The sequence below is a fragment of the Anaerolineales bacterium genome, assembly GCA_025808555.1.
Taxonomy (GTDB): Bacteria; Chloroflexota; Anaerolineae; order Anaerolineales; family UBA11579; genus JAMCZK01.
In genome coordinates, this window is record CP075526.1 from 1 (window position 1) to 24,099 (window position 24,099).

At 57.0% G+C, this 24,099-nt stretch carries 24 protein-coding genes; 16 read left to right on the forward strand and 8 right to left on the reverse strand.

Annotation, left to right across the window (positions count from 1 at the left end):
• Both KIT08_00005 and KIT08_00010 read left to right on the forward strand, forming a co-directional pair.
• Positions 1–502, forward strand: a 502-nt coding sequence (locus KIT08_00005) for a GNAT family N-acetyltransferase (GenBank protein ID UYN89642.1), incomplete at its 5' end; no start/stop codon positions are given.
• Positions 503–575: 73 nt separating this feature from the next.
• Positions 576–1,445 carry a neutral zinc metallopeptidase gene (locus KIT08_00010; GenBank protein ID UYN89643.1) on the forward strand — a complete coding sequence of 290 codons (870 nt, stop codon included), beginning with the start codon at positions 576–578 and terminating at the stop codon, positions 1,443–1,445.
• 63 nt (positions 1,446–1,508) lie between these two features.
• Here the strand turns inward: KIT08_00010 and KIT08_00015 are convergent, their stop codons facing one another.
• Positions 1,509–2,762: an MFS transporter gene (locus tag KIT08_00015; protein ID UYN89644.1), complete on the reverse strand. Its 1,254-nt coding sequence runs from the start codon at positions 2,760–2,762 to the stop codon at positions 1,509–1,511.
• A gap of 142 nt (positions 2,763–2,904) precedes the next feature.
• Here KIT08_00015 and KIT08_00020 point away from each other — a divergent pair, with 142 nt between their 5' ends.
• Positions 2,905–4,035, forward strand: coding sequence for a citrate synthase/methylcitrate synthase (locus tag KIT08_00020; GenBank protein UYN89645.1), 1,131 nt, complete (start codon positions 2,905–2,907; stop codon positions 4,033–4,035).
• Between the two features lie 140 nt (positions 4,036–4,175).
• Here KIT08_00020 and KIT08_00025 read toward each other — a convergent pair whose 3' ends face one another.
• Entirely contained in the window at positions 4,176–4,550 is a 375-nt protein-coding gene (locus KIT08_00025) for a DUF2200 domain-containing protein (GenBank protein ID UYN89646.1), read from the reverse strand.
• Between the two features lie 28 nt (positions 4,551–4,578).
• Positions 4,579–5,328 carry a TIGR00266 family protein gene (locus tag KIT08_00030; GenBank protein ID UYN89647.1) on the reverse strand — a complete coding sequence of 250 codons (750 nt, stop codon included), beginning with the start codon at positions 5,326–5,328 and terminating at the stop codon, positions 4,579–4,581.
• A 208-nt stretch (positions 5,329–5,536) separates the two neighbouring features.
• On the opposite strand from KIT08_00030, the gene KIT08_00035 reads away from it, so the two are divergent.
• From KIT08_00035 to KIT08_00060, 6 genes are all read left to right on the forward strand, one after another.
• Positions 5,537–5,863 (forward strand): PadR family transcriptional regulator, encoded by a 327-nt coding sequence (locus tag KIT08_00035; GenBank protein UYN89648.1) that lies wholly within the window; start codon positions 5,537–5,539, stop codon positions 5,861–5,863.
• The gene (locus KIT08_00040; GenBank protein ID UYN89649.1) at positions 5,860–6,504 is read left to right on the forward strand and encodes a hypothetical protein; all 645 of its coding nucleotides are present in this window, start codon (positions 5,860–5,862) and stop codon (positions 6,502–6,504) included. Before KIT08_00035 ends, KIT08_00040 begins: the two co-directional genes overlap by 4 nt.
• 123 nt (positions 6,505–6,627) lie before the next feature.
• Complete coding sequence (locus KIT08_00045; protein UYN89650.1) at positions 6,628–6,981, forward strand: hypothetical protein; 354 nt, start codon at positions 6,628–6,630, stop codon at positions 6,979–6,981.
• A 58-nt stretch (positions 6,982–7,039) separates the two neighbouring features.
• On the forward strand, positions 7,040–8,728 hold the full coding sequence (locus tag KIT08_00050) for a hypothetical protein (GenBank protein ID UYN89651.1): 1,689 nt from the start codon (positions 7,040–7,042) through the stop codon (positions 8,726–8,728).
• Positions 8,728–9,894: a radical SAM protein gene (locus KIT08_00055; GenBank protein ID UYN89652.1), complete on the forward strand. Its 1,167-nt coding sequence runs from the start codon at positions 8,728–8,730 to the stop codon at positions 9,892–9,894. Before KIT08_00050 ends, KIT08_00055 begins: the two co-directional genes overlap by 1 nt.
• Before the next feature lie 147 nt (positions 9,895–10,041).
• Entirely contained in the window at positions 10,042–10,548 is a 507-nt protein-coding gene (locus KIT08_00060) for a hypothetical protein (protein UYN89653.1), read from the forward strand.
• A 157-nt stretch (positions 10,549–10,705) separates the two neighbouring features.
• Here the strand turns inward: KIT08_00060 and KIT08_00065 are convergent, their stop codons facing one another.
• From KIT08_00065 to KIT08_00075, 3 genes are read right to left on the reverse strand one after another with little or no spacing between them, the layout of a single operon-like run.
• Positions 10,706–11,707, reverse strand: coding sequence for a hypothetical protein (locus tag KIT08_00065; GenBank protein ID UYN89654.1), 1,002 nt, complete (start codon positions 11,705–11,707; stop codon positions 10,706–10,708).
• Complete coding sequence (locus KIT08_00070; GenBank protein ID UYN89655.1) at positions 11,707–12,231, reverse strand: hypothetical protein; 525 nt, start codon at positions 12,229–12,231, stop codon at positions 11,707–11,709. The genes KIT08_00065 and KIT08_00070 overlap by 1 nt, the downstream gene beginning before the upstream one ends.
• Before the next feature lie 6 nt (positions 12,232–12,237).
• Positions 12,238–13,857, reverse strand: a complete 1,620-nt coding sequence (locus KIT08_00075) for a radical SAM protein (protein UYN89656.1) — start codon at positions 13,855–13,857, stop codon at positions 12,238–12,240.
• Between the two features lie 54 nt (positions 13,858–13,911).
• Here KIT08_00075 and KIT08_00080 point away from each other — a divergent pair, with 54 nt between their 5' ends.
• The gene (locus KIT08_00080; protein UYN89657.1) at positions 13,912–14,655 is read left to right on the forward strand and encodes a methyltransferase domain-containing protein; all 744 of its coding nucleotides are present in this window, start codon (positions 13,912–13,914) and stop codon (positions 14,653–14,655) included.
• A 51-nt stretch (positions 14,656–14,706) separates the two neighbouring features.
• On the forward strand, positions 14,707–15,363 hold the full coding sequence (locus KIT08_00085) for a hypothetical protein (GenBank protein UYN89658.1): 657 nt from the start codon (positions 14,707–14,709) through the stop codon (positions 15,361–15,363).
• A 13-nt stretch (positions 15,364–15,376) separates the two neighbouring features.
• Here the strand turns inward: KIT08_00085 and KIT08_00090 are convergent, their stop codons facing one another.
• A complete protein-coding gene (locus KIT08_00090; GenBank protein ID UYN89659.1) occupies positions 15,377–16,114 on the reverse strand; it encodes a hypothetical protein in 738 nt (245 codons plus the stop codon).
• Entirely contained in the window at positions 16,107–16,670 is a 564-nt protein-coding gene (locus KIT08_00095; protein ID UYN89660.1) for a sigma-70 family RNA polymerase sigma factor, read from the reverse strand. Before KIT08_00095 ends, KIT08_00090 begins: the two co-directional genes overlap by 8 nt.
• A gap of 147 nt (positions 16,671–16,817) precedes the next feature.
• Between KIT08_00095 and KIT08_00100 the strand changes: the two genes are divergently transcribed.
• The 5 genes from KIT08_00100 (at position 16,818) to KIT08_00120 (ending at position 24,098) form a co-directional block, all read left to right on the forward strand.
• Positions 16,818–17,870, forward strand: a complete 1,053-nt coding sequence (locus tag KIT08_00100; protein UYN89661.1) for a prenyltransferase — start codon at positions 16,818–16,820, stop codon at positions 17,868–17,870.
• An 81-nt stretch (positions 17,871–17,951) separates the two neighbouring features.
• A complete protein-coding gene (locus KIT08_00105; GenBank protein ID UYN89662.1) occupies positions 17,952–19,289 on the forward strand; it encodes a glycosyltransferase in 1,338 nt (445 codons plus the stop codon).
• A gap of 81 nt (positions 19,290–19,370) precedes the next feature.
• Positions 19,371–21,266: a hypothetical protein gene (locus KIT08_00110; GenBank protein ID UYN89663.1), complete on the forward strand. Its 1,896-nt coding sequence runs from the start codon at positions 19,371–19,373 to the stop codon at positions 21,264–21,266.
• Between the two features lies 1 nt (position 21,267).
• Positions 21,268–23,301 (forward strand): hypothetical protein, encoded by a 2,034-nt coding sequence (locus tag KIT08_00115; protein UYN89664.1) that lies wholly within the window; start codon positions 21,268–21,270, stop codon positions 23,299–23,301.
• Positions 23,301–24,098 (forward strand): methyltransferase domain-containing protein, encoded by a 798-nt coding sequence (locus tag KIT08_00120; GenBank protein ID UYN89665.1) that lies wholly within the window; start codon positions 23,301–23,303, stop codon positions 24,096–24,098. The genes KIT08_00115 and KIT08_00120 overlap by 1 nt, the downstream gene beginning before the upstream one ends.
• The last annotated feature ends 1 nt before the right edge of the window (position 24,099 follow it).

The following is a 24,099-nucleotide window of genomic DNA, read 5'->3' on the forward strand; positions in this document are numbered from 1 at the left end:
CCCTTACCGCGAAGACGACTTTGAAATTCTGCAGGCCACGCTGGGCGTGGCGGAGATGACCGCCTACCTGGGCGGGCCTGAAAGTGAAGAGAAGTTGCGCTCGCGTCACGCCCGCTATGTTGCATTACCAAACACCGGCCACAATGCCATGTATGTGATCTTGGCTGGCCCGCAAGAACAGCCCGCTGGCACTGTGGGTTACTGGGAGCACGAACACGACGGCCAGCAAGCCTGGGAGACAGGCTGGGCGGTTGTGCCGGCATGGCAGGGCCACGGCATCGCCACGCAGGCCACGCTGGCCGCGGCGGCGCTGGCGCATGCGCAACAGCGTCACCGCTATTTCTTCGCCTACCCCACAGTTGAAAACCTGGCATCCAACGCGGTCTCCCGCAAGGCTGGTTTCGAACTGCTCGGCACTAGCGCCTATGAATATCCCAAAGGTAATCCGATTATCTGTAACGTATGGCGGCTTGACCAGCAGACGCTGCCACACGCGGCGTGAATACAAGCAGAAACAAAATTCAGCTAGAATCGCAACCCCCTGCAGAAAGTTGGCAGAGTTCATCGGAGGATGAATGTCATTCAATGATCGTAAACGACTTGACCCATCACAAGTGCAAGACCGGCGCGGGCGCAGCACAGGCCGCACGGTGCTGGTAGGCGGAGGTGGGCTGGGTCTTATATTGCTGTTGGTTTCGATGTTCCTCGGCGTGGACCCTTCGGTTTTGCTCGGCGAGACTTCCTCAGGCTCGGATGGCTACTATCAGGACGCTGCAGACTTGGCCTCTGAATGCCAGACCGGCGCAGACGCCAACCAGCGCGAAGACTGTCAGCTGGTCGGTTTCGTCAACAGCATCCAAGCCTTCTGGACGAACGAACTGCCGGAGTATGGCATGAACTATGTGCCAGCCCAGACCGTGCTGTTCTCCGGTTCTACTGAAGCCGCGTGCGGCTTCGCATCCAGCGCCACAGGCCCGTTCTATTGCCCGCGCGACCAGATGGTCTATGTTGATCTGTCATTTTTTGAAACCATCATGGCGCGCCTTGGCGCGCAGGGTGGCCCCCTGGCCAATGCCTATGTGATCGCACATGAGTATGGACATCATGTCCAGAACCTGTTTGGTGTACTGAACACTTCGGGCGCCATCAGAGACACTGGCCCGGATAGCGAGATCGTCTTCACCGAGTTGCAGGCAGACTGCCTGGCCGGCATCTGGATGCATCACGCCACGCAAACCGGATACATCGCAAGCCTGACCCGCGAAGACATCATCCAAGCATTGGATGCGGCTGCCTCGATCGGCGACGACCGCATCCAGCAGCAGACGCAAGGTTACATCGTTCCCGACGCGTGGACGCATGGCTCATCCGAGCAACGCCTGGCGGCGTTGCAAGATGGTTTGCAGTCCGGCGACCTTGACTCCTGCAATAGCCCGGGATGGTAGCAAACTATAGCCAACAAAAAAAACCCTTTCCTCGAAAGGGCTTCTTTTTGATTCTCACAACGTTCATCGCTCTTTGAAGCTGGCGACCCATGCTGCGATAACGAACAGCAGCGCCGCCAACCCGTACAAGGCTAGATAGCCCAGAGTGCCGTCTGTGGTGAGCTTATTGAGCGGGTCGATCAGCAGGCCACCTAGCAGGCGCGCCACCGTGCCGCCAGCCGCCCCGGCAATGCCCGCCAGACCAATATAGCGCCCAGCCTCTGGCTTGGGCACGATATCGGTCAGTTGGGCGAAGTTGGCCGACAGGTAGGCGCCCGCCCCGCAGCCGATGAGGCCAGCGGCCAGGGTTAGCCAGCTGAGGTCACGCAGGAACAGCACCATCACCGTGCCCAGCGCGGCCATCAGGCAGGCGGCGATCACCACCGGCGCGCGGCCATGCCGGTCGGCCAGGCGGCCGGCGGGCACCGCCACCGCCAAGATCGCCCCACCCAGCACGATCGAAAGCCGCGCCAGGTAGCGCTGGGCTTCGGCTTCCGGGAGACCGACGACGTCCACCACGAACAGCAGCAGGAACTGGCTTAAGGTCACAAAGCCGATCCAGAACAGGAAGCGGTTGGCAAACCACCAGCGGAACGCAATTTGGCTGCGCCAGTCGAATCGGAAGCTGTCGATGTAGGTCTTGAGCAATGGCTCACGCACCGGCTCGCCTTGCTCATAGGGTTCATTACGCATGCCGAGCCAGGTGAACAGCAGCGCCAGCAGCAGCCCGGCCACCGGCACGGCCATGGCAGCGAATAGGGCGGTATCCCCCAGCGTAACTTGGCGCGAGAGCAGCTCGCCGGCGGCCAGGCGGCCCACCAGCACGGCCAGGATCTCGGTCAGCGATTTGAGGCCAGAGGCCAGGCCGCGTTGCGCCGCCGGGACGCGGTCCGCGTACAGCGCCTCCCAGGGGGCGAAGATGATGTTGTCGCCAAAGCGCCACAGCAGCACGCCCAGCACAAAGACCCACACCGCCGGAGCCAGGCCCACAGTGAACAGCCCGGCGATCATCAGCGGCACGCCGATCAGGAAGTATGGCAGGCGGCGGCCGAGCGGTGAACGGGTACGATCAGATAGTAGGCCGACCAGCGGCCCCATCAGCAGCACCAGCAGCGAGCCGGCGGCGGTGCTGAATCCGAGCAGGGTGTTGGGATTGTCAGGCGCAAGTTGCAGCACTTTGAATCCGTACAGCGCTGGGTCAAGCGTGTTGCTGAACAGAGTGAGAGCGAAGCCGAAGGACGCAATGGCGATGAGTTTCAGCAAAGATAGTGTTTGCATTCCAGGCGAGATTGTAAGGGCTAAACATCCACAGATGAAGACTGATGAACGCTGATTTAAGTTCATCTGTGTTCATCTGTGAACAATGCTGCGGTTAGAATATAAGCACACTACCGGTCTTTACATTCAAGGAGCATCCCCCATGTCCACATATGTCCCTGGCTTGCAAGGCGTCGTTGCCGTGCAGACCAACAAGAGCAAAGTAGACGGCCAGGCCGGCGAGCTGGTCATTGCTGGCTTTAAACTGGAGGAGATCGCCAGCCGCGCCAGTTTTGAAGAGATGGTCTATTTGTTGTGGTTCGACAGACTGCCCAATACGGCGGAGCTGAAAGCGTTCACCGAATCGCTCGCGCAGCTGCGCGCCCTGCCGGATGCCACCCTGGCGCTGCTGAAAGATGCCGCGAGTGCCAAGCTCGATCTGATGGACGCGCTACGCATGGCGACAGGCACGTTAGGCCTCGACGCGCCCGAGCAGGACGCTGATGAATGGCTGGCCAAACGCTTGCTGGCCACCTTCCCCACCATCGTGGCCGCCGCCTGGCGCCTCTCGAATGGCAAGGAAGCCATCGCACCCGACCCGAGCCTGGGTCATGCCGCCAACTATCTCTACATGCTGGAGGGGATGGCGCCCAGCGCGGCGCGCGTGCGTGGGCTGGAGACCTACCTCAATACCGTGATCGACCATGGCTCCAACGCGTCCACGTTCACGGCGCGGGTCATCATGTCAACCGGGACAGACTTCGTCTCGGCCATCGTGGGCGCCATCGGCGCGCTCAAAGGCCCGTTGCACGGCGGTGCGCCTGGCCCGGCGCTGGACATGGTCTTCGAGATCGGCACGGCCGAGAACGCCGAGCCGGTGCTGCGCAAGAAGTTGAGCGCGGGCGAGCTGTTGATGGGCTTTGGCCACCGCGTCTACAAGGTGCGCGACCCGCGTGCCGACGTGCTCTCCAAGGCGGCGCATGAGTTCTACGAAGCCGACGGCGACATGGCGCTCTACAACCTGGTGCAGGATGTGGAGAAGACCGCCATCCGTCTGCTGGAGGAGTACAAACCCGGCCGCAACCTGCAAACCAACGTGGAGTTCTATACCGCCCTGCTACTGCACGGGTTGGACTTCCCCATTCCGTTGTTCACGCCCACCTTCGCGGTCAGCCGCGTGGGCGGCTGGCTTGCGCACTGCTTCGAGCAGCGCGCCGAGGGCCGCATCATCCGCCCGCAGTCAGAGTACACGGGTGTGGATGATAGGAAATGGGTGCCGGTCAACGACAGATAAGCAACAGCGCAAAACAAACGAGACTTTTATTGCCTAAAGGATTCCTCGGCTGTATCGCTTTTAGCATCATTGCTGCTTGGGTATGCCGCCTCGGAATGACGGTAGGCAACAAAAAAGAGCCGCTTTTCAGCGGCTGTTTTTTAGCTAACGGTTGTGGGCTGGCGCAAGATCTTGTCCATGGCTTTGCCCTTGGCAAGCTCGTCTACGAGCTTGTCAAGGTAACGCATCTCTTTCATCAGCGGGTCTTCGATCTCTTCCAGGCGCACGCCGCAGATCACGCCGGTGATCAAGGCGCGGGCCGGGTTCATGTCCGGCGCTTCGGCAAAGAAGGTCTCGAAGGTCGTCTCGCGCTTGATCTGTGAGTCCACCTGCTTCTTGTTGTAGCCAGTCAACCATTGGATGATCTTGTCAAGCTCGGCCTTGGTGCGGCCTTTCTTCTCGGCCTTTTGCACGTACATGGGGTACACGCTGGCAAAGGTGATCTTGTAGACGCGCGGGTTAAAGGTCTTGGCCATGGCTTCTCCGTATAGCTTAAATTCTACTCTAGCCGCCGAACAGGCCGCCGATCACTTCGCCGGCGACGCCGCCACCAGACTTGCCCTTGCCGCGCTTGGCGCCAGCCAGAATGCGGTCAGCCAGGCGCGAAAGCGGCAGGCTCTGCAAGTACACCTTGCCCGGCCCGGTCAGCTGCGCCAGGAACAGGCCTTCGCCGGCGAAGAGAGCGTTAGTGAAGCCGCGCATCATCTTGATGTCATAGTCCACACTGGGGGCGAAGGCCACCAGGCAGCCGGTATCCACCCGCAGGGTTTCGCCCGCGGCGAGGGTCTTCTCGATCAGGGTGCCGCCTGCGTGCACCCAGGCCATGCCTGCGCCCTCGAGGCGTTGGAGGATGAAACCTTCGCCGCCGAAGAGGCCGGCGCCGAGGCGCTTGGTGAAGGCGATCTCGATCTCGACGCTGGTGTCCGCGCACAGGAACGAATCCTTCTGGCAGATGAACTTGCCGCCCTCAGCGGTGAGGTTGATGGGCAGGATGCTGCCAGGGTACGGGGCTGCAAAGGCCACGTGCGAGACGGCTTGGCTGGCATTCGTGAAGGTGGAGATGAAGAAACTCTCCCCGGTGAACATGCGCTTGAGGCCTTTGAAGATGCCGCCCACCCCGGTTTGCATCTCCACCCCGCTCTCCATATAAGTCATGGTGCCTGCTTCGCCGCGCACCGCCTCGCCGGGGTCAAGCTCGATCTCTAGCAGTTGCAGATCATCCCCATAGATCTTGTAAGCGATTTCGTTTGGCATTGCTCTCCTCTTTTCTATTATGAGAATCACCCACAGCGGGGAGCGCTTTGGTTCTTCTCAGTCAAGTCGCTTGACGCAAAATGCACACGTATGCATCCGAGTATATACGGCGATGATGAGTTTGAGTTTCATGCGCTTCTCAGCAAAGGCTCATTTGCAACCCTTGACGAACGAAGCATTTATTCTATAAAATAGAAAAATAACGCAGATGAAGATACTAACCCGTACTGAAGAAACGATCATGCTGGCTGTGAGGGCTTTGGCGCCCGAGGCGTATGGTTTGGCGCTCGGCGAACACCTGAAGCGGCTGACCGGCAAGCGCTGGTCCGTCGGCGCGATCTACATTCCGCTGGAGCGCCTGGAGCAGCGCGGCCTGCTGGCCGTACGCGAGGGCGAACCAACCCCGCAACGCGGCGGCCGCAGCAAGCGCTATTACTCGCTGACCCCCAAGGGCCTGAAAGCGCTCAACGAAGCCCGGCAGCTGCATGAAGCGCTGTGGGCGGCGATCCCCAGCAGCGAGCAGGGACTCTCATGAAGCGGCCCAGCCTGCAACCGCCTGCGCTGGCGGCGCGGCTGCTGCGCAGCGTGCTGCCAGCGCCGAGCTGTGAAGCCATCCTGGGCGATATGCACGAAACCTTCGTGCATATCGCGGGCGAACACGGCCTGCCGGCAGCACAGTTCTGGTATTGGAAGGAAGCCTTGATGGCGTTGCCGGGCTTCACCCTGCTTGCTTTACAAAACACGCGCACTCGGAGGCAAACTGTGAACGGAAACTTGGTTAGCGAAAACTGGCTTGACAATGGCCGCAAGGCTGCGGCGCTTGGGTTGCTGCTGCTTGTGCCCGCCCTGATCGTAGAAGGCTTTGCGGTGGCGTATGTACTCTCGGGCCAGCCGCTAGCGATGGTGATGAACACCCCTGGACTTTCGCATTTGATGGCTGCGATGGAAAGCGGCGCACTCAATGTGGCCGGTGTGCAGCTGCCGATCGGCATTCTGGTGCTGGCGGGCATTCTGCTGGCGGCGGTGATCAACTTCTTTGCGGTGGTGCAGATCAAGCTGGAGACAGTGGAAGACGGCTACAAGGCCACCGTGACGGCGCGGCGCAAGCTGTGGAACCTGCTGCTGCTGGCGCTGGTGGCGGTATTGCTGCTGGGCATGGATTGGCTAATCACGTAGTATTTACGCAAACTCAGCAAAGCCCCAGGTTGCGCCTGGGGCTTTGCTTTTTAAGCCTGCGCATCTGCCTGAATTGAGAAAAGGCCCAAAATCGGCTAAACTTGATTTCCAGGAGACGCTCAAATGAAATCAATTGCAAAAATTGCATCGTGGATCCTGATCTTCTTTGGCGTGCTCTTCATCTGGGCCGCGTTTGGCACCCAGACGAGCTGGGGCAACCTGGCCACCGGCCTGATCACCGTCGGCCTGGGCTTTGGCCTAATGTGGTACGCCAACCAAAAGCTGGCCGCCCCCGGCGAGCAAAAGGTCACCTACAACGTGGACCTGACCGGCGATGTGAAGCTGGAGAAGTTTCTGTGCCAGCAGTGCGGCGGCGCCCTGAGCGACAAGAATGTGGCTCTGGTGGGCGGCGCGCTCAACGTCACCTGCCCCTACTGCGGTGCGGTCTACCAGATCGAAGAAGCCCCCAAGTGGTAACCAGCCAACAGTTAACAGCTCACAGACGACAGCAAAGCTAGTTGCCAGGAGCTAACCAATGAAACTCCGCCATCGCATTCTCTCCATTGCTCTGTTGTTGCTCATCACGCTGGTTCCGCTCAGCGTGGCCTATGCGCAGACCTATGCCTTCCAGGTGCCAACCCAGCGCGTAGATGTGTACTGGGAGCCCAACGGCACGCTGAGCGTCACCTACGAGATCACCTTTCGCAATGAGAGCTACGCAGACCCGATCGATTATGTAGACGTAGGCCTGCCCAACAACAGCTACTCGGTCTCCAACGTCAGCGCATCCATTGACGGCCGCCCCATCTCGCACATTGCCTATTCGCCCTACATTGACAGCGGCGTGGAGCTGGGCCTGGGGGCATATGCGATCCAACCCGGGCAAAGCGGCACGGTGCGCATGACCGCTACCAACGTGAGCAATGTGCTGTACGAGGACAACGAAGACAGCAGCTATGCCAGCGCGCTGTTCATGCCGAACTATTTCGACTCTGATTTCGTGAACGGCAGCAGCGACATCACGGTAGTGTTCCACCTGCCGCCGGGCGTGCAGCCCAGTGAGCCGCGCTGGCACACGGCCGGGCATCCCGGCTTCCCTGACACGCCAGTGACCGGCGTAGACAACACTGGCCGCATCACCTACACCTGGCGCAACACCAACGCCAGCGCCGGGCGGGATTATTTATTTGGCGCCTCGTTCCCCGCCCGCTCCGTACGCGAGGGCAGCGTGACCGTGCCCACTTTCTGGCAGCGCTACGGCATTGACCCTGACGTGGTCATCGGCCTGATGGTGTGCTTGTGTTTTGCTGGCTTCTTCACCTTTATTGTGGTGATTGCAGTGCGGGCCGAGCGCAGCCGCAAGCTGAAGTATTTGCCTCCCAAGATCTCGGTCGAAGGGCACGGCATCAAACGCGGCCTGACCGCTCCGGAGGCCGCCATCCTGCTGGAACAGCCGATGGACAAGATCCTCTCGATGATCATGTTCTCGGTGGTCAAAAAGGGCGCAGCCGAAGTTGTGACCCGCGACCCACTCGATGTGGCGCGTGTCACCAAACAGCCGACCGGCTTGAAGGAATACGAGAACGACTTCCTGAACGCGTTCGCCGAGAGCGACAAAGCCAAGCGCCGCCGTGAGCTGCAGCAGATGATGGTGCGCATGGTGCGCGGCGTGGCCAACAAGATGCGCGGCTTCAGCAAGCGCGAAACGGTTGAGTTCTACAAAAAGATCACCGCCGACGCCTGGGCCGAAGTGGAAGCCGCCGATACGCCCAAGGTCAAGAGCGAAGCGTTCGACGAGAACCTGGAATGGACCATGCTGGACCCAAACTACGACCGCCGCACGCGGGATGTGTTCTCGGATGGGCCGGTGTACCTGCCGCGCTGGTATGGCGGCTACAACCCGGCCTACAACACGGCGGGCAAGACCTCATCCGCCCCCAGCGTGGGCCGCAGCAGCGGCAGCCCCACGCGCAGCACCGGCAGCCCCTCGCTGCCCACCCTGCCCGGCGGCGACTTTGCCGCCTCGGTAGTGGGCGGGGTGCAGAGCTTTGCCAGCAGCGTCGTGGGCAACCTGTCTGACTTTACCGGCGGCGTGACCAAGGTGACCAACCCGCCGCCCCCACCCTCCACCAGCAGCGGCGGTGGCGGCTTCAGCGGCGGCGGTTCATCATGTGCGTGTGCGTGCGCAGGCTGTGCCTGCGCCTGCGCCGGAGGAGGCCGCTAATGGGCTTTCTGGACAAACTACGCGGCGGCGAAAAGGCTCAGCCGTTGGAGCCGGGCCTGTTCTCGTACACCTCGCCGCCCAGCCACCCAAACCACTATCGCCTGCACCTGCGGGTTGAGCCCGGCGGCGAAGGCCTGCTGGTGATCAACGCCAGCACGGTGCTGCACCTCAACCAGACCGCCACGGAAATGGCTTGGCACTTCATCCGCCTGACGCCGCCGGAACAAGTGGCCGAGCAGATCGCCAAGCGTTACAGCACCGACAAGAAGCATGCGGCTGACGATTACGCCGAGTTCGCCAAGACGGTGCAGACCCTGATCGAAACGCCGGACCTTGACCCGGTCACCTATCTGGACGTAGACCGCGCCACGCCTTACGAAGACTTGAGCGCGCCGTACCGCCTGGATATTGCCCTGACCTATCGCCTGCCGGAGGGCGCCCCCACCGATGCAGCGCCCAGCAAGCGGGTGGAGCGCGAGCTGAGCACCGCAGAGTGGAAGCAAGTGATCGACAAGGCCTACGAAGCCGGCATCCCGCACATCACCTTCACCGGCGGCGAGCCGACCCTGCGCGAGGACCTGGCCGAGCTGCTGGCGCACGCCGAGACGCGCGGGCTGGTGACCGGCCTGGTGACCGATGGCCACAAGCTCACCGACACACGCTACCTGAAGACCCTGCTGGACGCCGGGCTGGACCATGCCATGATCGTACTGCAACCCAGCGGCACGCAGACCTGGGACTCGTTGGCTAGCTTTGCCTACTGGCGGGAAGTGCTGAACGACGACATCTTCATCGCCGCCCATCTAACACTGACCAAGGACAATGCGGCCCAGGCCAATGGGCTTATCGACAAGCTGTCTGGCAGCGGCATCCGCGCCCTTTCGCTGAGCGAAGCGGACAGCTCGCTCAGCGAGGCGCTACAGGCCGCCCGCGACCATGCGGCGGCGCTGAACCTGCCGCTGGTGTGGGACCTGCCGGTCCCATATTCGGCGCTCAATCCGGTCAGCCTGGAGCTAGCGGCTGCGCACGGCCGGGAGTTGCCCCAAGGGGCAGGCAAGGCCTGGCTGTACGTGGAGCCAGACGGCGATGTGCTGCCGGGCCAGGGCACGAACAAGGTGTTGGGTAATTTTGTACGCGATGGTTGGGATGTGATCTGGGGGAAGTAGATCACAAAGAAAACTGAAAAATATCTGTTGCTACAACAGCAGTTCAATAAGTCGCCTTGTGGCGGTTTTCTTATCCTCGCCATATATCGTCATCTCGATCATTTAGCAGCGGGGCATATACAGTTCATGTAAATAGTGAGAGCTCTTGTGAATTGGAAAAATAAAAGCCTCGTATTTTTTGTTGTTATGGCCTTAATTTCCTGTTCGGGAAGTAGAGTAACGCGTGCTAACCCAACAGAACTTGCTTTGACTGCGGAGTATTCTCTAGCGGCAAGGGAATTAATCGAAACCCATGAAGAAAGCAAGCTGGATTCCTTGTCTTTTGCTGGTCCAGACCGATTAGTAATCCTTAAAGCACAGGTAGAGGACTTGATAGTGATAGAGGCTACAGCGGAGAAGCTAAGGGTAATTGCTTGTGTTAAAAGCACCTTGGTTCAACTAGATAGTGCTAACGAGCCGATAACCGACCCTTGGACTCGCGAATTCCGCGGAGTGTACATTTTTGTGCCTGAAAATGACCGATGGAGGCTAGCGAATTTTCTAGATACCACTGACCCTGAGCAAACATATCAGGATTGGGATTCTCTGCCGGAGGATTTAAAGAGCTTAAGTGGACCAATAGAGGATTTTGCTTTTAAGCAATGTGTGCCATGAAAAAAGCTTCGAAGAAGCACTAGCCGGGCAGATCAAAAAGGGCAAGCCAGCGAAAACTCTGATTCTCGAATTAGCTGAGCTCGGCGTACTTGACATCTTTATATTAGATTGCTTCGTCCGCACTGCTACGCAGTGCAGTCCTCGCAATGACGGGGAATCACCCATAAAACGTAGTCCTGCGGATATCGCTCAGCAGCGCGGCTGTGACCGCGTCGGCATCATCGCCGAGGTCTAGCTTGACGTCGCGCTCGTCTACGATGCCGTCCAGCTCGGCGTAGACGGCTTGTACCCATTGGGCGAAGGTTCGCGGACCTAAGGCGACCGGCTGCTTGCGCAGCCATTGGGGCACGTAGGAGTAATCAGGCTGGTCGAGGACGCTGACGAAATCAGCGCCTAGCAGCACCCAGCCCAGATTGCGGTTGAAGATGCGCTCGCGGTCAAAGGTCAGCTTGCCGTCGCTGCGGGCTTCCTTCGGGGCACGGTCAATGATGAGGTCGTAGTAGGTGCGGGTTTCATCCAAGCTGTAGCCCCCCGCCCGCCCGGCCACATAGCGCACCAGCGGCTGCACCGCCACGCCTAGGTCGAGCTGGCAGACCGGCACGCCGGGATGGCTCTCGATAATTTCTAAGAACGGCTCTTCAAACTTGTGCAGGGAGGCGTTGATGGCCTGAGCGGCCAGGCGGCGGCGTTCGCCGCGCTCCTGGGCGGTGAGCTGCAGCCCGTGGGTGCAGAAGGCTTCGTCCACTTCGACGGTGAACGGCTCGCCGTGGGTCTGGCGCAGAACGCCCTTTTTCAAAAGCTCGAACAGCAGCAAGGCCAGGGTGATATTGATCGGCCGGCCGAGCAGCACGGCTGCCTCGGGCGGCGTGAGGCCGCGCTTCACGCCGCCGCCCTCGATGCGGGCTACGGCGGGCAGATAGCTGGCTGCCTGCGCCCGACGCCATGCGGCCCAGGCCAGTGCGGCGAGTAGCGGAATGAAGGCCAGCGGCAGCGCGGCGGGCACGGCCCAGAATAGCGCCAGGAGCCCGCCTCCCAGGGCGGCGAAGGGCAGCTTGCCGTGGCCACGGGCCAGCTGCAAGAACAATAGCCACAGCAACGCCGTGAACACGGCGGCTATGGCTATGCGCAGGATGGCGTTAGCTTCGAAGGCGGCAAGCATTATTGCCCTGCCTCCTGGCTCAGCAGCAACGGATTGTAGAGGATGTATTCGCGGAACTTATTGAGTTCGGATTCATCACGAATAATGCGATCAAAGTAGTTTCGCTGCCAAACACTACGGCCAATTCGCTGACTGACCTTGGATTTGAATCCAGCGATGATGGATCCGAGTGAGTTAGGTTCGCGACGAAGACGAGAGTTATGTAGGGGCGCACCGCGGTGCGCCCCTAACGAATTCCGATTTGGGGAACCGTCGCTTGCTAAAGGTTTCCCCTGGAGAAGCAAAATTGCGTGAAAGTGGTCTGGCATTACAACAAATTCATCCAAAGAAACATCGCTGCGCAAGTCAGATGTCTTTCTCCATTCTTCAACCACGATTTGGCCAGCCTCATGCAACACAATCTGCTCACCAACCAGTCTTCCAAAAATGGCTTCACGATTCTTCGAAACCAAGGTAACAAAATAAGCTCCTGGCAACGAATAATCGTAACCCTGGAGCCTATTGGAATCTCTGCGCAGTTTCAAAGCAAACTATTGAATCTCGTCGAGGGAGATCATGTCAAAGTTGCCGCTGGCACGCGTCTTGGTGCGCGTGGTACTGGGCGACGGCGTGAAGCCGCCGGCGGGAATGTACCCGGCGGTATGAGAGTGCCCCTTGACCTGGTGGGCCGAACTGCCAGTGCCACAGCTGCCACTGCAGCCCGAGCAACCGCCGCCGCTGCCCTCGGCGACACGCACACCGTCACGCGCTTCGCGCTCGATGCGGCAGCCGCCGCCGCATAGCGGCAAGTCAGGACAGGTCCAGCATTTTTCGGGCAGGCCATAGCCCTTGGGATCGAGCTCGCGGTAGCGGAAGCTGCGGAACAGCTCACCGTCCCAGATCTGCTCCCACGGGTCATGCAGGATGTTACCAGCGGAAACGTAGTACGACTGGCACGGCAGCACGTTGCCGTTGGGCTCAATGCACAGCGAGTATTCGCCGGCGTTGCAGCGCTTGGCGCCGATCTCAAGCTCCACCGGCGACATGCGGCAGTACTCGGTGGGCGTGTACCACAGGAAGCGCATGCCCAGCTCGCGGGCCTTGTCTCGCACGCGCACCAGCAGGGCCGGCATCTCTTTTTCGTCAATGGCGTTGGAGTGGGCAAAACCACCACCGGAGTAGATCAGCCCGTTCATGGCAAAGGTGCGGATACCGAGCGAGTACAAGAACTCGATGATCTCTTCGACGTGGCCCATGTTGGCGCGCATCAGGGTGGTGTTGGTGATCACATGGACACGGCTGGCGATAGCATTCTCGATGCCTTGCACGGTCTGGTGCCAGGCCTTAGCGCCCATCATGGCGTTGTGCACATCCGGGCGGTTGGAGTCGAGCGTGAACTGCACATGGTTCAGGCCGGCTTCGGCCAGCTGCTGCATGTACTCGTTGTGAGCGATGTGTCGGCCGTTGGTATTGAGGCCGACAACCATGCCAAGCTGGTCGGCATAGCGGATGACCTGCGGCAGGTCCGGGTGCAGGGTCGCCTCGCCGCCGGTGAGGATGAGGTGCGGCACGCCCAGCTCAGCCAGGCGGTCGAGCACGGCGTACCACTCCTGCAAGTGCAGCGAGGGCATGTTGAGGCGATCAGCCTCGTTGTAGCAGTGTGGGCACTCGTTGTTGCAGCCGTAGGTGAGTGCAATGTCTACTTTATAGGGCGCGTTGACTTCCACGCTGAACATCGGCGACATCTCGAGGGTATCGCTCAGTTCGCAGGTCGGGCAGTCGCCGTCCGGGTGGGCGAAGCCCTCGACCATGTCGTAGATCTGGGTCAGCTCGCGCTCGATCTGGGCCAGCGGCGCCTCAGGGTGCCAGCCGCCAATACGGGCACGAGCCTGCGGCCGCGGCACGCCGTCTAGGGCCATCTTGGCCATCAGGGCAGCAGTGTGGTTGAGGTGGACTACATCGGTCACGTCCACAAACATGACGCCGTTGCCGCTGGGCTCGATGCGCAGATGAATACGCATGCTGCGCCCGTTGGCCATGGCGATGTCGTAGGCGTGCAAACCGATGCGGGGTTTTTCGGGCTGGGAAAAGGCGGCCATGAAGTTGGCCGTATCGCTGCGAAGTCCCTGCCAGAGCTTTTTGACCGAAGCGGAACGTATATCGAGCGCCATAAATGTAAGTATACGCGATTAAGCCAATAATCGATTAGTCTATTGGTTATCCCTATGCTTGAGCCCACGGCAGCCCACCAACGCTATATGCAGCAAGCCGCCTGGACTGCGCCGGCGCGGCGTCATCTGTTGGCGGCGGCCGGGCTGCCCAATGCCCGCGGCGTGCTGGAAGTGGGCTGTGGCACCGGCGCAGTCCTAGGCACGATCACTGCGCCTGCAGGCGCAGTGATCGTGGGCCTGGATATTGACCGTGCCGCCCTGCCGCTGGCGCGGCAGCACGCGCCAGATGCAGCGCTGACGGCGGGGGACGCGCACGCACTGCCCTACCCTGACGCTTGCTTTGACATTGCCTTCTGCCACTTTGTGCTGCTGTGGGTGGCCGAGCCTGCCAAAACGCTGGCCGAGATGCGCCGCGTGGTGCGCCCCGGCGGCGCGGTGCTGGTGCTGGCCGAGCCGGACTATACCCAGCGTATCGACGAGCCAGCCGAGCTGGCCGCGCTGGGCCAGGCACAGACCGAGGCGTTGAGCGCCCGCGGGACAGACCCTGCGGTTGGCGGCCGCCTGCCGGCGCTGTTTGCTGCGGCCGGGCTGCAGGTGGTGGACGCCGGGCCGCTGCAAACCAGCTGCCCCAGCGCCAGCACCGCCGCCGAGGAAGCCAGCATGCTGCGCGCCGACCTGAGCGGACATGTGCCCGCCGAGCAGCTGGAGCGCTGGCTGGCACAGGATGCGGCGGCCTGGGCAGCGGGCACCCGCAAACTGCAAGTGCCTACATACTACGCGCTGGGGCGGGTCAGCTAGCTTTTGAAACTTATTGGTCCTCAAAGCGTATAATCATCAGACGGAGGCTTCATGCTCAAAGACAGCCGCAACATTCTTGGACTCGTACTCATCCTGGCCGGCGCCTTCCTGGCGCTGGAGCAGTTTGACCTGATCCCCGGCTCGGCGCGGGATGGCTTCTTTGGTGTGCTGCTGGCCATCGCGGCGGTGGCGCTGTTCACGCTGTTCCTGGCGGACCGCAGCCGCTGGTGGGCTGTGATGGTGGGCTGCTTCGTTTCCGGCCTGGCGCTCGTGAGTCTTCTGGGCACTTTCTTGCCTGAGGTGAGCGAAAACCTGGGCGGGCCGATCTTTTTGGGCTTCATGAGCCTGGGCTTCCTTTCGGTGTTCACCTTGAACCGCGAGATGTGGTGGGCGCTCATCCCCGGCGGCGTGATGCTCTCGCTGGCAGCCGTGGCGTACTTTGAAAGCCGCCCCGGCAACCTGCCCTTTGATCCATCCGGATTGCTCTTCATTGGCTTGGGGCTTACTTTCCTACTGCTTTCCACGGTAAAGGTCGGCACGCAGCGAATGGGCTGGGGCATCTACCCTGGCATTCCGCTGCTGCTGTTTGGTCTGATGCTGGCGCTGGGTTTTGAAGCGCTGTGGTCTTATATTGGACCGCTGATGCTGATCGGTGGCGGCGCATGGCTGCTGTACAGCTCGCTACGCAAAACAAAAAACGGCGCCTGAGCGCCGTTTTTTTTTATTGAATTGATCCGGCAACGCGCAGGAGTTCATCCAGCGGCAGGTTGCCTTCCAAACGATAGGTAAGCTCGCCTACCTGCCAGATGAGAGCAGGCGCCTGCACTAGGATGCCTGAGCCCACGTCATTGCCAAAGCGCAAAAGGTGGCTTCCAATCACCAGGGCAGCCGGATGGCCGTTGACTTGCAAAGTCTGCACTGTTTGTGGCTCGGTCTTGCTGAGGAATGCCCCTTGGGCAAGGATATACAGCGCCAATTGGGGAGTTGTGTGCTCATCCATCCAGAGCAGGATGGCAAAGGGATCCTGATCCACATACTGCAAGTAAACGCGGTCGGGTTTACCCAGGCTGGGTGGATATGCTGGCAGGCTGAATGTAAAGCCCATCTCAGCCTGCGCCTGCTCCAGAGTGGTTTCGCCATCCAGTTCGCTGAGTGGCACAATCTGGCCATATTCGCCAGTAGACCAAGGTTCCCAGGCGACAGGGGAAACGCCCTCGGGCGGCAAGGCGATCTGCACGCTACCCACCTGCAGAAATTCCAGCACACGAGCGCGCACATCCGGCACGGCCAGCAGGCTAGCGGCCATGGCCAGCAAGGCGCCCAGCGCCCAACCCAGCCGCAAAGCCGGCCGGGGGCGTTCGGCGGCAGACGCGGCCAGATCAGGAGTTATTGGATACGGTAACTGGCGCCCGGCCTGCAACAGGGCTTGCTCCAGCTTTACGATTGCGCGTTCATTCATAGCGGTCCTCCACCAACTGCGGGAAGTCTGCCCGTATAACTTCATGCAGTTTTTGCAACGCCCGATGGGTCTGCGATTTCACAGTCCCCACGGGCAGATCCAAAGCCTGGGCGGCTTCTTCCACCGAAAGCTCCAGAAAATAGCGCAGGTACAGCACGGTCTGCTGGCGCTGCGGAAGCCTGCGGACTGCCGCCCACAACTCCTCCGCCTGCTCGGCCGCCTCCCTGCCCGGCTGAGGACTGTCCGCCGCCTGCGGTTGCTGGCGTGCGGCGCGCTGCAGGGCGGCCCAGTAGCGGCCCGCGCTGCGGCGGCGGTTACGCGCCAGGTTGGCCACGATGCGCAGCAGCCAGGGCCGCAGCGGGCGCTGGGCGTCAAAGCGGCCAAGGTGGCGGAAGGCGCGCACGAAGCAGTCTTGGGCTGCGTCTTGCGCCTCGGCCGCATCGCCCAGATGCAGATAGGCCAAGCGGAATACGGCCTGTTGGTGCAGGCGCACAAGCTCCGCCCAGGCAGACTGGCTGCCCTGCCGGGCCTGGGCTACTAAACTGATTTCATCCAAATGTTGCCTCGAGGCGGCCTTGGCTGACCGCGGTGTACTGATACTACTCCGCTGGCCTCGCTCAGGTTCCTACTCCACCCCTGTTTGTTATATAATGCAACTAATTACGAACTTCACAAAAGTTCTTATCTCTACCAAGGAGCTCCAATGGCAACAAGAGCTGCGGCTCGCAAGACCGCAAAGACGCACCCCATCCCGCTGGTTAAACGCTGGCAGATGGTTCTGAATGGCTGCAACATCCCCCAACTTGAACTTGCAGATGGAGTGACTCGCTGGCTAGTAATTTCCCGAGCGTGCGTGTTCTCCATGTCATTCACCTCCGGCATGCTGGGCCTGCTGATCGCCGCTGAGCAGGTAGGCATTGGCAATGTGAACTGGTTGCTAGGCTTCCTGGCTGTGATCGGTATTGTGGCCGCCCACGCATCCAACAACCTGCTCAACGATTACTTTGACGTACGCCAGGGTGTGGACACTGAAGACTACCCGCGCGCCCAATACAGCGTGCACCCGATCCTGGGCGGTCTCACCACCCCCAAGGGCTTGCTGCTGGCCGCCGGCCTGCTGAACCTGGTAGACCTTGCCATCATGCTGTACCTGTACAGCCAGCGCGGCATCCTGATCGTGGGCTTCGCCGTGGCCGGTTTGCTGCTCAGCCTGCTGTACACCAGCGTGCTCAAGCGCGCCGGCCTGGGCGAGCTAACTGCCCTGCTGGTGTGGGGTCCGCTGATGATCGGCGGCACCGCCTTCGCCGCGGCGGGCGTGATCACGCCCGCCATCTGGGTGCTGTCGCTGCCCTATGGTCTGATCGTGGCCTCGGTACTGATCGGCAAGCATATTGACAAGATCAAGCCCGACAAGAAAGTGGGCGTGAATTCGGTGCCGGTACTGCTGGGCGAGAAGCGCTCGCTGCAGCTCAACAAGGTCACCTTCATCATCTTCTACATCCTGATCGTCGCCATGGTGGCGCTCAAGTACACCGGCCCATCGGTGCTGCTGACCTTCCTGGCGATCCCGCGCCTGCGCCAGACCTGGAAGGCTTACTCCGAGCCCAAGCCCGCCAAGGCTCCGGCCGGCTGGACTGTGTGGCCGCTGTGGTACGTGAGCTGGGCGATGCTGTTCAACCGCAAGGCCGGCGAATTTTTCACGCTGGGCCTGCTGCTGAACCTGGCTACTCCGTATGTGATGGGTTTGTTTAGGTAAGACGTGCTGGCGTATACAAAAACTCGTCGGAATTTTTGGGATGTGCTGCATTCCAAGGCTAGCCGGAAACCCCGGCTAGCCTTGTACTACCACGAACTGTTGGCCAGGCGGTACAGATCACTTGTACCTAAAGGACAACGAGTTCTTGAACTTGGATGCGGTAATGGGCGCCTCCTCGCGGCACTCAATCCAAAGGTAGGCGTTGGCATTGATTTCAGCAAAGGGGCAATTGCATTAGCAAAAAGTCGCTATCCGTCACATCACTGGATCCAAGCAGATGCGCACGAGCTTCCCTTGAGTGGGACGTTTGATGTAATCATCTTGTCCGATCTAGTAAACGATCTTTGGGATGTTCAGCTTCTTCTTGAGCGCTTAAAGAAATTAGTCCATCACCGCACGCGCATTATCCTAAATTCCTACAGTCGCCTCTGGCAGTTACCTCTAAGCATATTCGAAACGCTAGGACTTAAGCAAAAAACTCTTCAACAAAACTGGCTTACGGTTGAAGATCTAGAAAACTTAATGGGGTTAACTGACTATCAGACTATAAAAACAACGCCTGAAATTCTTTTTCCGCTTAAAGTTCCTCTGTTATCCAGTTTTTTAAATGGCTTTCTCGCCAAGCTTCCGTTTTTTAATTTGTTTGCCTTAACCAATTTCATTGTGACACGCCCAATGCAAGGAGCCAGGGCTGCAGTGCCCAGCGTCTCAATCATTATTCCCGCACGAAACGAGGCCGGCAACATTGCAGAGATATTTAAGCGTGTTCCACAGATCGGAAGCGCTCTTGAATTCATCTTTGTGGAAGGCCACTCCAAAGACACCACATACAAGGTGATCGAAGACGAAATCGAGAAGAATCCACAGGTTAAGTCACTTCTGCTTAAACAAAGTGGAATCGGCAAGGCAAATGCTGTTTGGCAGGGCTTTGCTGCCGCAAGCAATGACATTCTCTTTATTTTAGATTCAGATCTTTCTGTGCCCCCAGAAGATCTAGAGCGCTTCTTTCAAGCGATTGCCTCAAATAAAGGTGAATTCATCAACGGCACACGCTTAGTTTATCCAATGGAGCAGAAAGCAATGCAAGCTGCCAACCTGGTTGGCAACAAAGCATTCAGCATGATTTTTTCCTGGCTACTTGGCCAACCAGTCAAAGACACTCTTTGCGGGACAAAAGTGCTCTACCGCTCAGACTTTGAATTGTTAAAACGTGAATACGAGTTGTTTAACAAAGTGGATCCTTTTGGAGACTTCGACTTACTCGTTGGCTCATCAAGAATTAACCTGAAAATTGTAGATCTGCCAGTGCGGTATCGGGAGCGCAAATACGGGCAAACAAATATTCAGCGGTGGCGCCACGGATGGATGCTTTTGCGTATCACGTTGGCGGCAATGTTTAGTCTAAAGTTTTCTTCATAGAAAATGCAAAGAAGCTTACGGAATGCAAAAGCAGAGCAATTGGTCTTTTGGGGTGCTCTTTTAGTTTTTACACTTTCCCAGATGTATCTGACTGCGGCTCCGTTTGTGATTCGCAGTGCGCCCATTGAAGCCGATGATGCTTACAGTTATATTGCCAAGGCAACGCAGATGCAAACTTGTTTCTTACAGGACTGCGCTGCACTTACTACTCTAAATCAGCAATTAACTTTCGAAACCGATGATGAAGAACTCGCATTAACTCAGATACGCGTATACCATCGGCTATTTGTCACGTACCACCCGCTACACTCAATTCTACTGAGCGGACTACACGACATAGGCATTAGCAATGAAACTGCTTATGCCTCTATTGCAATTAGCATGAAGTTGGTGCTGTGCCTTGGGTTGGCTTATTGGCTTTTAAATTTGCTTGGGAGGCTACCCACCGCGCTTGCTTTGTTCATGCTCTCGCCAGTCACTTTTGCAGGTACAGGCTTGCATACAATAGTGCCCAGCACGATGGCCCTGGCGCTGGCATTGTGGCTCTGGGGCCTCATCGCGAGTCAACACCGTCTTGCAACGAAGCTTTTTCTTCCCCTGTCATTAGCCATGATGCTCTTTCACCAAGTTGGCAAGTTATATGCCGGAGCCGCCCTGGGCATGTACTTGCTTATTAACTTCAAGGTTGTAGCATCCACGAAAAGGCAGCAGCTTTTTATACTGCTAACTGGAGCAGCAATAGCGATTGCGTTACTACTGCCGAGTCTTGTCACACGGCCAGTTCTAAGTTTTAATCCACTCGCTTTTTATCCTTACGACTGGAATATGCTAGCAAACATTATCCCAGCCAACCTTTCATCATTGAAAATTGTAATTGTCTGGTTCTCCGCATTCACCTTTCCGGTTTTTGGCTTTCTCCTTTTAGGGAATGGAATCTATCAACTCCATATAAATAAACTCCACAAAGTTTTTGCGACTTTGATCACTCTTACAATGCTGGCTGCGCTTGGAGTGGTGTACGTGGTGCCTTGGTTTGGGGCCTTAATGTTCGAGCGGACGTGGGTAGCTCTTGGCATTCTCTTCACGGCGCTGGTAGCGTTTGGCATTGTGTGTGCAGCTAAACTCTTGGCATCTCAAATTCAGGCTGGCTTGAAATCGAACTCAATCTTCACCCGGCCACCAAAATTGACGAGCCTCGCCGCCGGTGGTGCACTTCTTCTTTTTTGCCTCGCGGGTATCACTTATCCAGGTTTTTATCTAAGACACTACTCTCTAACCCTAGAGAATCAGATCTCCCGTCAGGACCTAGAATTTGCGCCCGAGCCCGCCACCGAAGTTTTGGAACAGTTAAGTAAAGAAACCGATCTGATTCTCTACACACATGAAACTCCGCTATATTATTTCTTGACGCTTGGGGGTTTGGACCATGGCGCCATCTATGCTCCTGTTGTGCTAAACACTCCCCAGGAGGAGTACTGGCTGAAAGAGCGTTCGGTTGACATTAAATACCTTGTAGCCGCTAACCCTATGCCAGCTCAAGGTATTTCTGTTTCCTCAGAAGTTGCGATTCGAGCAGCGAGGGAATTTGAAGAATTTCAAGTTTTTGTTAGCAACAATGAAGCGGAAATCCCACTTCTCATTCACTGGGGAAACAATAGAGAACCGGTGACGGAACTTATTCCCGCTAATCATCAAGGCTGGCTGGCTTTCTCAAGTCCAGGATCTGTTATTTCAGTCAGCCTGCGGACAGAGGAACCATTCAATATAAATGGGCTCAGGTTTGACAGCGCAGATAGCACTCGATGGCCATGGAATAACAACGTCACCATCACTATTTTCTTAGAAAATGCAGAAAGTAAATTTTCTATAAGCCACTCCGCCATAGCCAATTCGCTACCATACGAACTTGAAGTTATCGAAGATAGCAGCTCGCTAATAATCGCCAAGGTAATAGCGCCAAAGCAGCAAGGCGAATGATATGAAGCCCTCCAGACCACAAACACCTCAAACGCTAATTGAGCGGATTCTAAAAGCGCTCGAACGCTCTACTGGTTTTAACTCAACGCTCTTGACCAGATTCTCCAAAATTCTCACGGCAGAAAGAGTTTTCTGGGGCAGCTTAGCACTATATATAGCCATACAGGCATTCATTGCATCGCCCGTAATTACTAGAATGCTCCCTGCAGGCGGAGATGACGGGTACAGCTATATTCTCAAGGCAGCCCAATTGCGCGACTGCCCCCTTCAAGATTGCAAAGCCCTAGAGGATCTGCGAGAGCAATTCCTGCTTCCCACAGACAATCTTGATTCGGCTTACATTCGTAATCGTCAATTCACCCGCATAATCCTGCTTAGTCACCACTTTTATACATTCATCCTTTTGATGATAAGCAAACTAGGCGTGAGCCTTGAAACCGCGTTTGATATTCTGTTCTTCCTAGGCAAAATAATCGTTCCATGTTTTATAGCTTATTGGATCCATTCCCTATGGGGGTCGCGCACTGCAAGCCTGGCTCTTTTCTTGCTTACCCCGATAGTGTTCACAAGCCACGGACTGAGCCTGCCAGTTGCCTCAGTATTGGCAATTGCGCTTTCTTGTTTGGTATGGGGACTAGTGCTCAACAGACATAAGCACTTGGATCCTGTATTAGTACCGCTCGCAATAATCCTTATACTCATGCATCCAATGGGAGTAATTTACAGTTTCATTGCTCTTTGCCTCTATTTACTACTTGCACCTTCCAAGGTGCCCAAAAGCGTACTTATCAATTCAGCGATAATTTTCGCGCTTTGCCTTGTCAATCTGCTGCTGCCAAAATTCCTAGAACGACCCACGCTTGAATTTAGCACTGTGTCTTTTTACCCAGGGAATTGGAGCTATCTCCGAGAGCTACGAGACAACCTTGATTTCTATGCACAAGTCTTTGTGCATACAGCGCAGCAATTGCCCAATACTGTAGCACTAGTTGTGCTGGTGTGGTTAGGCCTGAAGGGAATTCCTTCATCGAACTATTTCAAATTCCTTTTGAGCGCACTAGCTGTACTTTCTCTAATTGCTTTCGCGGCTCTGTACGTTGTACCCTGGTACGGCGGCTTTACTCTTGTGCGGGTTTGGCCCTTACTTGCGATACTCCTTATCGCATTAGTCGCAAACGGTTTCGACTATCTTCTACGCTATACGAATGCAACCAAACGATCTGGGCAAACCACCAGCTTAAGATTGCTAAGCACAGTTTTGCTCCTTGCGCTAGGCACAAGTTTAGCAAAGTCCACTCTCAAAAATTACCAAGCGGCCGCTTCTTATCAGCAAGCAATCAACGAGGCAAGAGACTTTTACATCAATCCTTTGCAATCTAAGCTACTAGACGACTCAGGCGGAACAATTCTGTACATGGATGAATTGGGCATGTACTATTTTCTCAGCCACGGCGGCTTGAGCCATGGGGCGGTTTATGAACCTGCCCTGAGACGAACACCAGATCTGCAGACCGCTCTGGAGCAAACAGACCCAATCGTTTACATAGTTCAACGGAACCTTCTTTATGAAAGCGGAATGCCGCTCACATCACATTTGGGCATCCAGCTAAGCTACGACACACAGCTGTTAGTGCGTAGTGAATACAATTTGCTCAGCGATTCTTGGCAGTTGTTTCTAGAAGAAACCGCGGAGCCTTTTGTATTAAAGCTGGAAAGCGAGGAAGCAAGCCACCTGATTGCAATGCAGCCTGGCCCCGCGCATTGGTTCTCCCTTCCGAGTGATTTTGAGGAGACATCTATCCTTGGAATTTCCGTTGAATCAGGATTGGTGGCCATTGGAGGGATCAGACCTGCAAGCCTCTCAGAAACTCAATGGCCGTGGGACATTGGCCTATCATTGGAATATGTAACTACTCAGGAAAGGCATAACGTTAACTTTGACAGTTCTCGCCTAGCCGATAATCTTTTAGGTCAGCTTACTGTTCTCGATGACTACGGTTACCTAACCATCGCCTCGACAAAGACACAGCCATAATGAGCATATCTAGACTTAAAGGATGGCTAGCCCACCCACTTACGCGTGGGCGAAACATCGATTCGCCAGAGACTACCGCTCTGCGCCGCCAGATTATCGATAGCAAGCCTTTTCTAAAGAGGATTTATGAAGACTGGTATTCCAAGGTCGCAGAGGCTGTGCACAACATTTCAACTACACTGCCACTTTTGGAGCTTGGTTCAGGCGCGGGCTTCCTGGCAGAAAAGGTACCTAAGCTAATTACTAGTGAGATTTTCTTTCTTGAAGGGATGAAGATTATTTTGGATGCTCAATGCCTGCCATTTGCAGCTGGAAGTCTAAATGGGATTGTAATGACAAATGTGCTACATCACATTCCTGAGCCGGCACTGCTTTTTAGGGAAGGGGAACGCTGTATAGTACCTAGAGGCAAGATCATCATGATTGAGCCGTGGCTTACAAGTTGGTCTCGCTTCGTGTACAAGAATCTTCACCATGAGCCCGTTGATGAAGCGAATACCAGTTGGAAAATAGATGGCGAAGGACCCTTGTCGGCTGCGAACACTGCTCTTCCGTGGATATTGTTTGCAAGAGATCGCAAGGAGTTTATACGACGCTTTCCCTCGTTGCAGATTAAGGAAGTCACCCCATTCATGCCCTTTCGGTACCTCCTCTCTGGAGGAATTTCTCTGCGCAATATATTCCCGGGGTGGAGCCATGGTTTTTTTCGCTTAATAGAATTCTTACTGTCGCCTCTACGCAATCAGCTAGGTATGTTTGCTAAAATTGTGTTGATACACAAACCCAAGGATAGTTGAC

What these genes read in the sequence shown, in the direction of transcription:
- KIT08_00025 (UYN89646.1), bottom strand. Translation starts at nt 4,550, where the DNA reads ATGGCCAAGACCTTTAACCCGCGCGTCTACAAGATCACCTTTGCCAGC.
- KIT08_00110 (UYN89663.1), top strand. Translation starts at nt 19,371, where the DNA reads ATGTATCTGACTGCGGCTCCGTTTGTGATTCGCAGTGCGCCCATTGAA.
- KIT08_00080 (UYN89657.1), top strand. Translation starts at nt 13,912, where the DNA reads ATGCTTGAGCCCACGGCAGCCCACCAACGCTATATGCAGCAAGCCGCC.
- KIT08_00010 (UYN89643.1), top strand. Translation starts at nt 576, where the DNA reads ATGTCATTCAATGATCGTAAACGACTTGACCCATCACAAGTGCAAGAC.
- KIT08_00100 (UYN89661.1), top strand. Translation starts at nt 16,818, where the DNA reads ATGGCAACAAGAGCTGCGGCTCGCAAGACCGCAAAGACGCACCCCATC.
- KIT08_00065 (UYN89654.1), bottom strand. Translation starts at nt 11,707, where the DNA reads ATGCTTGCCGCCTTCGAAGCTAACGCCATCCTGCGCATAGCCATAGCC.
- KIT08_00035 (UYN89648.1), top strand. Translation starts at nt 5,537, where the DNA reads ATGAAGATACTAACCCGTACTGAAGAAACGATCATGCTGGCTGTGAGG.
- KIT08_00115 (UYN89664.1), top strand. Translation starts at nt 21,268, where the DNA reads ATGAAGCCCTCCAGACCACAAACACCTCAAACGCTAATTGAGCGGATT.
- KIT08_00020 (UYN89645.1), top strand. Translation starts at nt 2,905, where the DNA reads ATGTCCACATATGTCCCTGGCTTGCAAGGCGTCGTTGCCGTGCAGACC.
- KIT08_00015 (UYN89644.1), bottom strand. Translation starts at nt 2,762, where the DNA reads ATGCAAACACTATCTTTGCTGAAACTCATCGCCATTGCGTCCTTCGGC.
- KIT08_00085 (UYN89658.1), top strand. Translation starts at nt 14,707, where the DNA reads ATGCTCAAAGACAGCCGCAACATTCTTGGACTCGTACTCATCCTGGCC.
- KIT08_00050 (UYN89651.1), top strand. Translation starts at nt 7,040, where the DNA reads ATGAAACTCCGCCATCGCATTCTCTCCATTGCTCTGTTGTTGCTCATC.
- KIT08_00030 (UYN89647.1), bottom strand. Translation starts at nt 5,328, where the DNA reads ATGCCAAACGAAATCGCTTACAAGATCTATGGGGATGATCTGCAACTG.
- KIT08_00040 (UYN89649.1), top strand. Translation starts at nt 5,860, where the DNA reads ATGAAGCGGCCCAGCCTGCAACCGCCTGCGCTGGCGGCGCGGCTGCTG.
- KIT08_00045 (UYN89650.1), top strand. Translation starts at nt 6,628, where the DNA reads ATGAAATCAATTGCAAAAATTGCATCGTGGATCCTGATCTTCTTTGGC.
- KIT08_00055 (UYN89652.1), top strand. Translation starts at nt 8,728, where the DNA reads ATGGGCTTTCTGGACAAACTACGCGGCGGCGAAAAGGCTCAGCCGTTG.
- KIT08_00120 (UYN89665.1), top strand. Translation starts at nt 23,301, where the DNA reads ATGAGCATATCTAGACTTAAAGGATGGCTAGCCCACCCACTTACGCGT.
- KIT08_00090 (UYN89659.1), bottom strand. Translation starts at nt 16,114, where the DNA reads ATGAATGAACGCGCAATCGTAAAGCTGGAGCAAGCCCTGTTGCAGGCC.
- KIT08_00075 (UYN89656.1), bottom strand. Translation starts at nt 13,857, where the DNA reads ATGGCGCTCGATATACGTTCCGCTTCGGTCAAAAAGCTCTGGCAGGGA.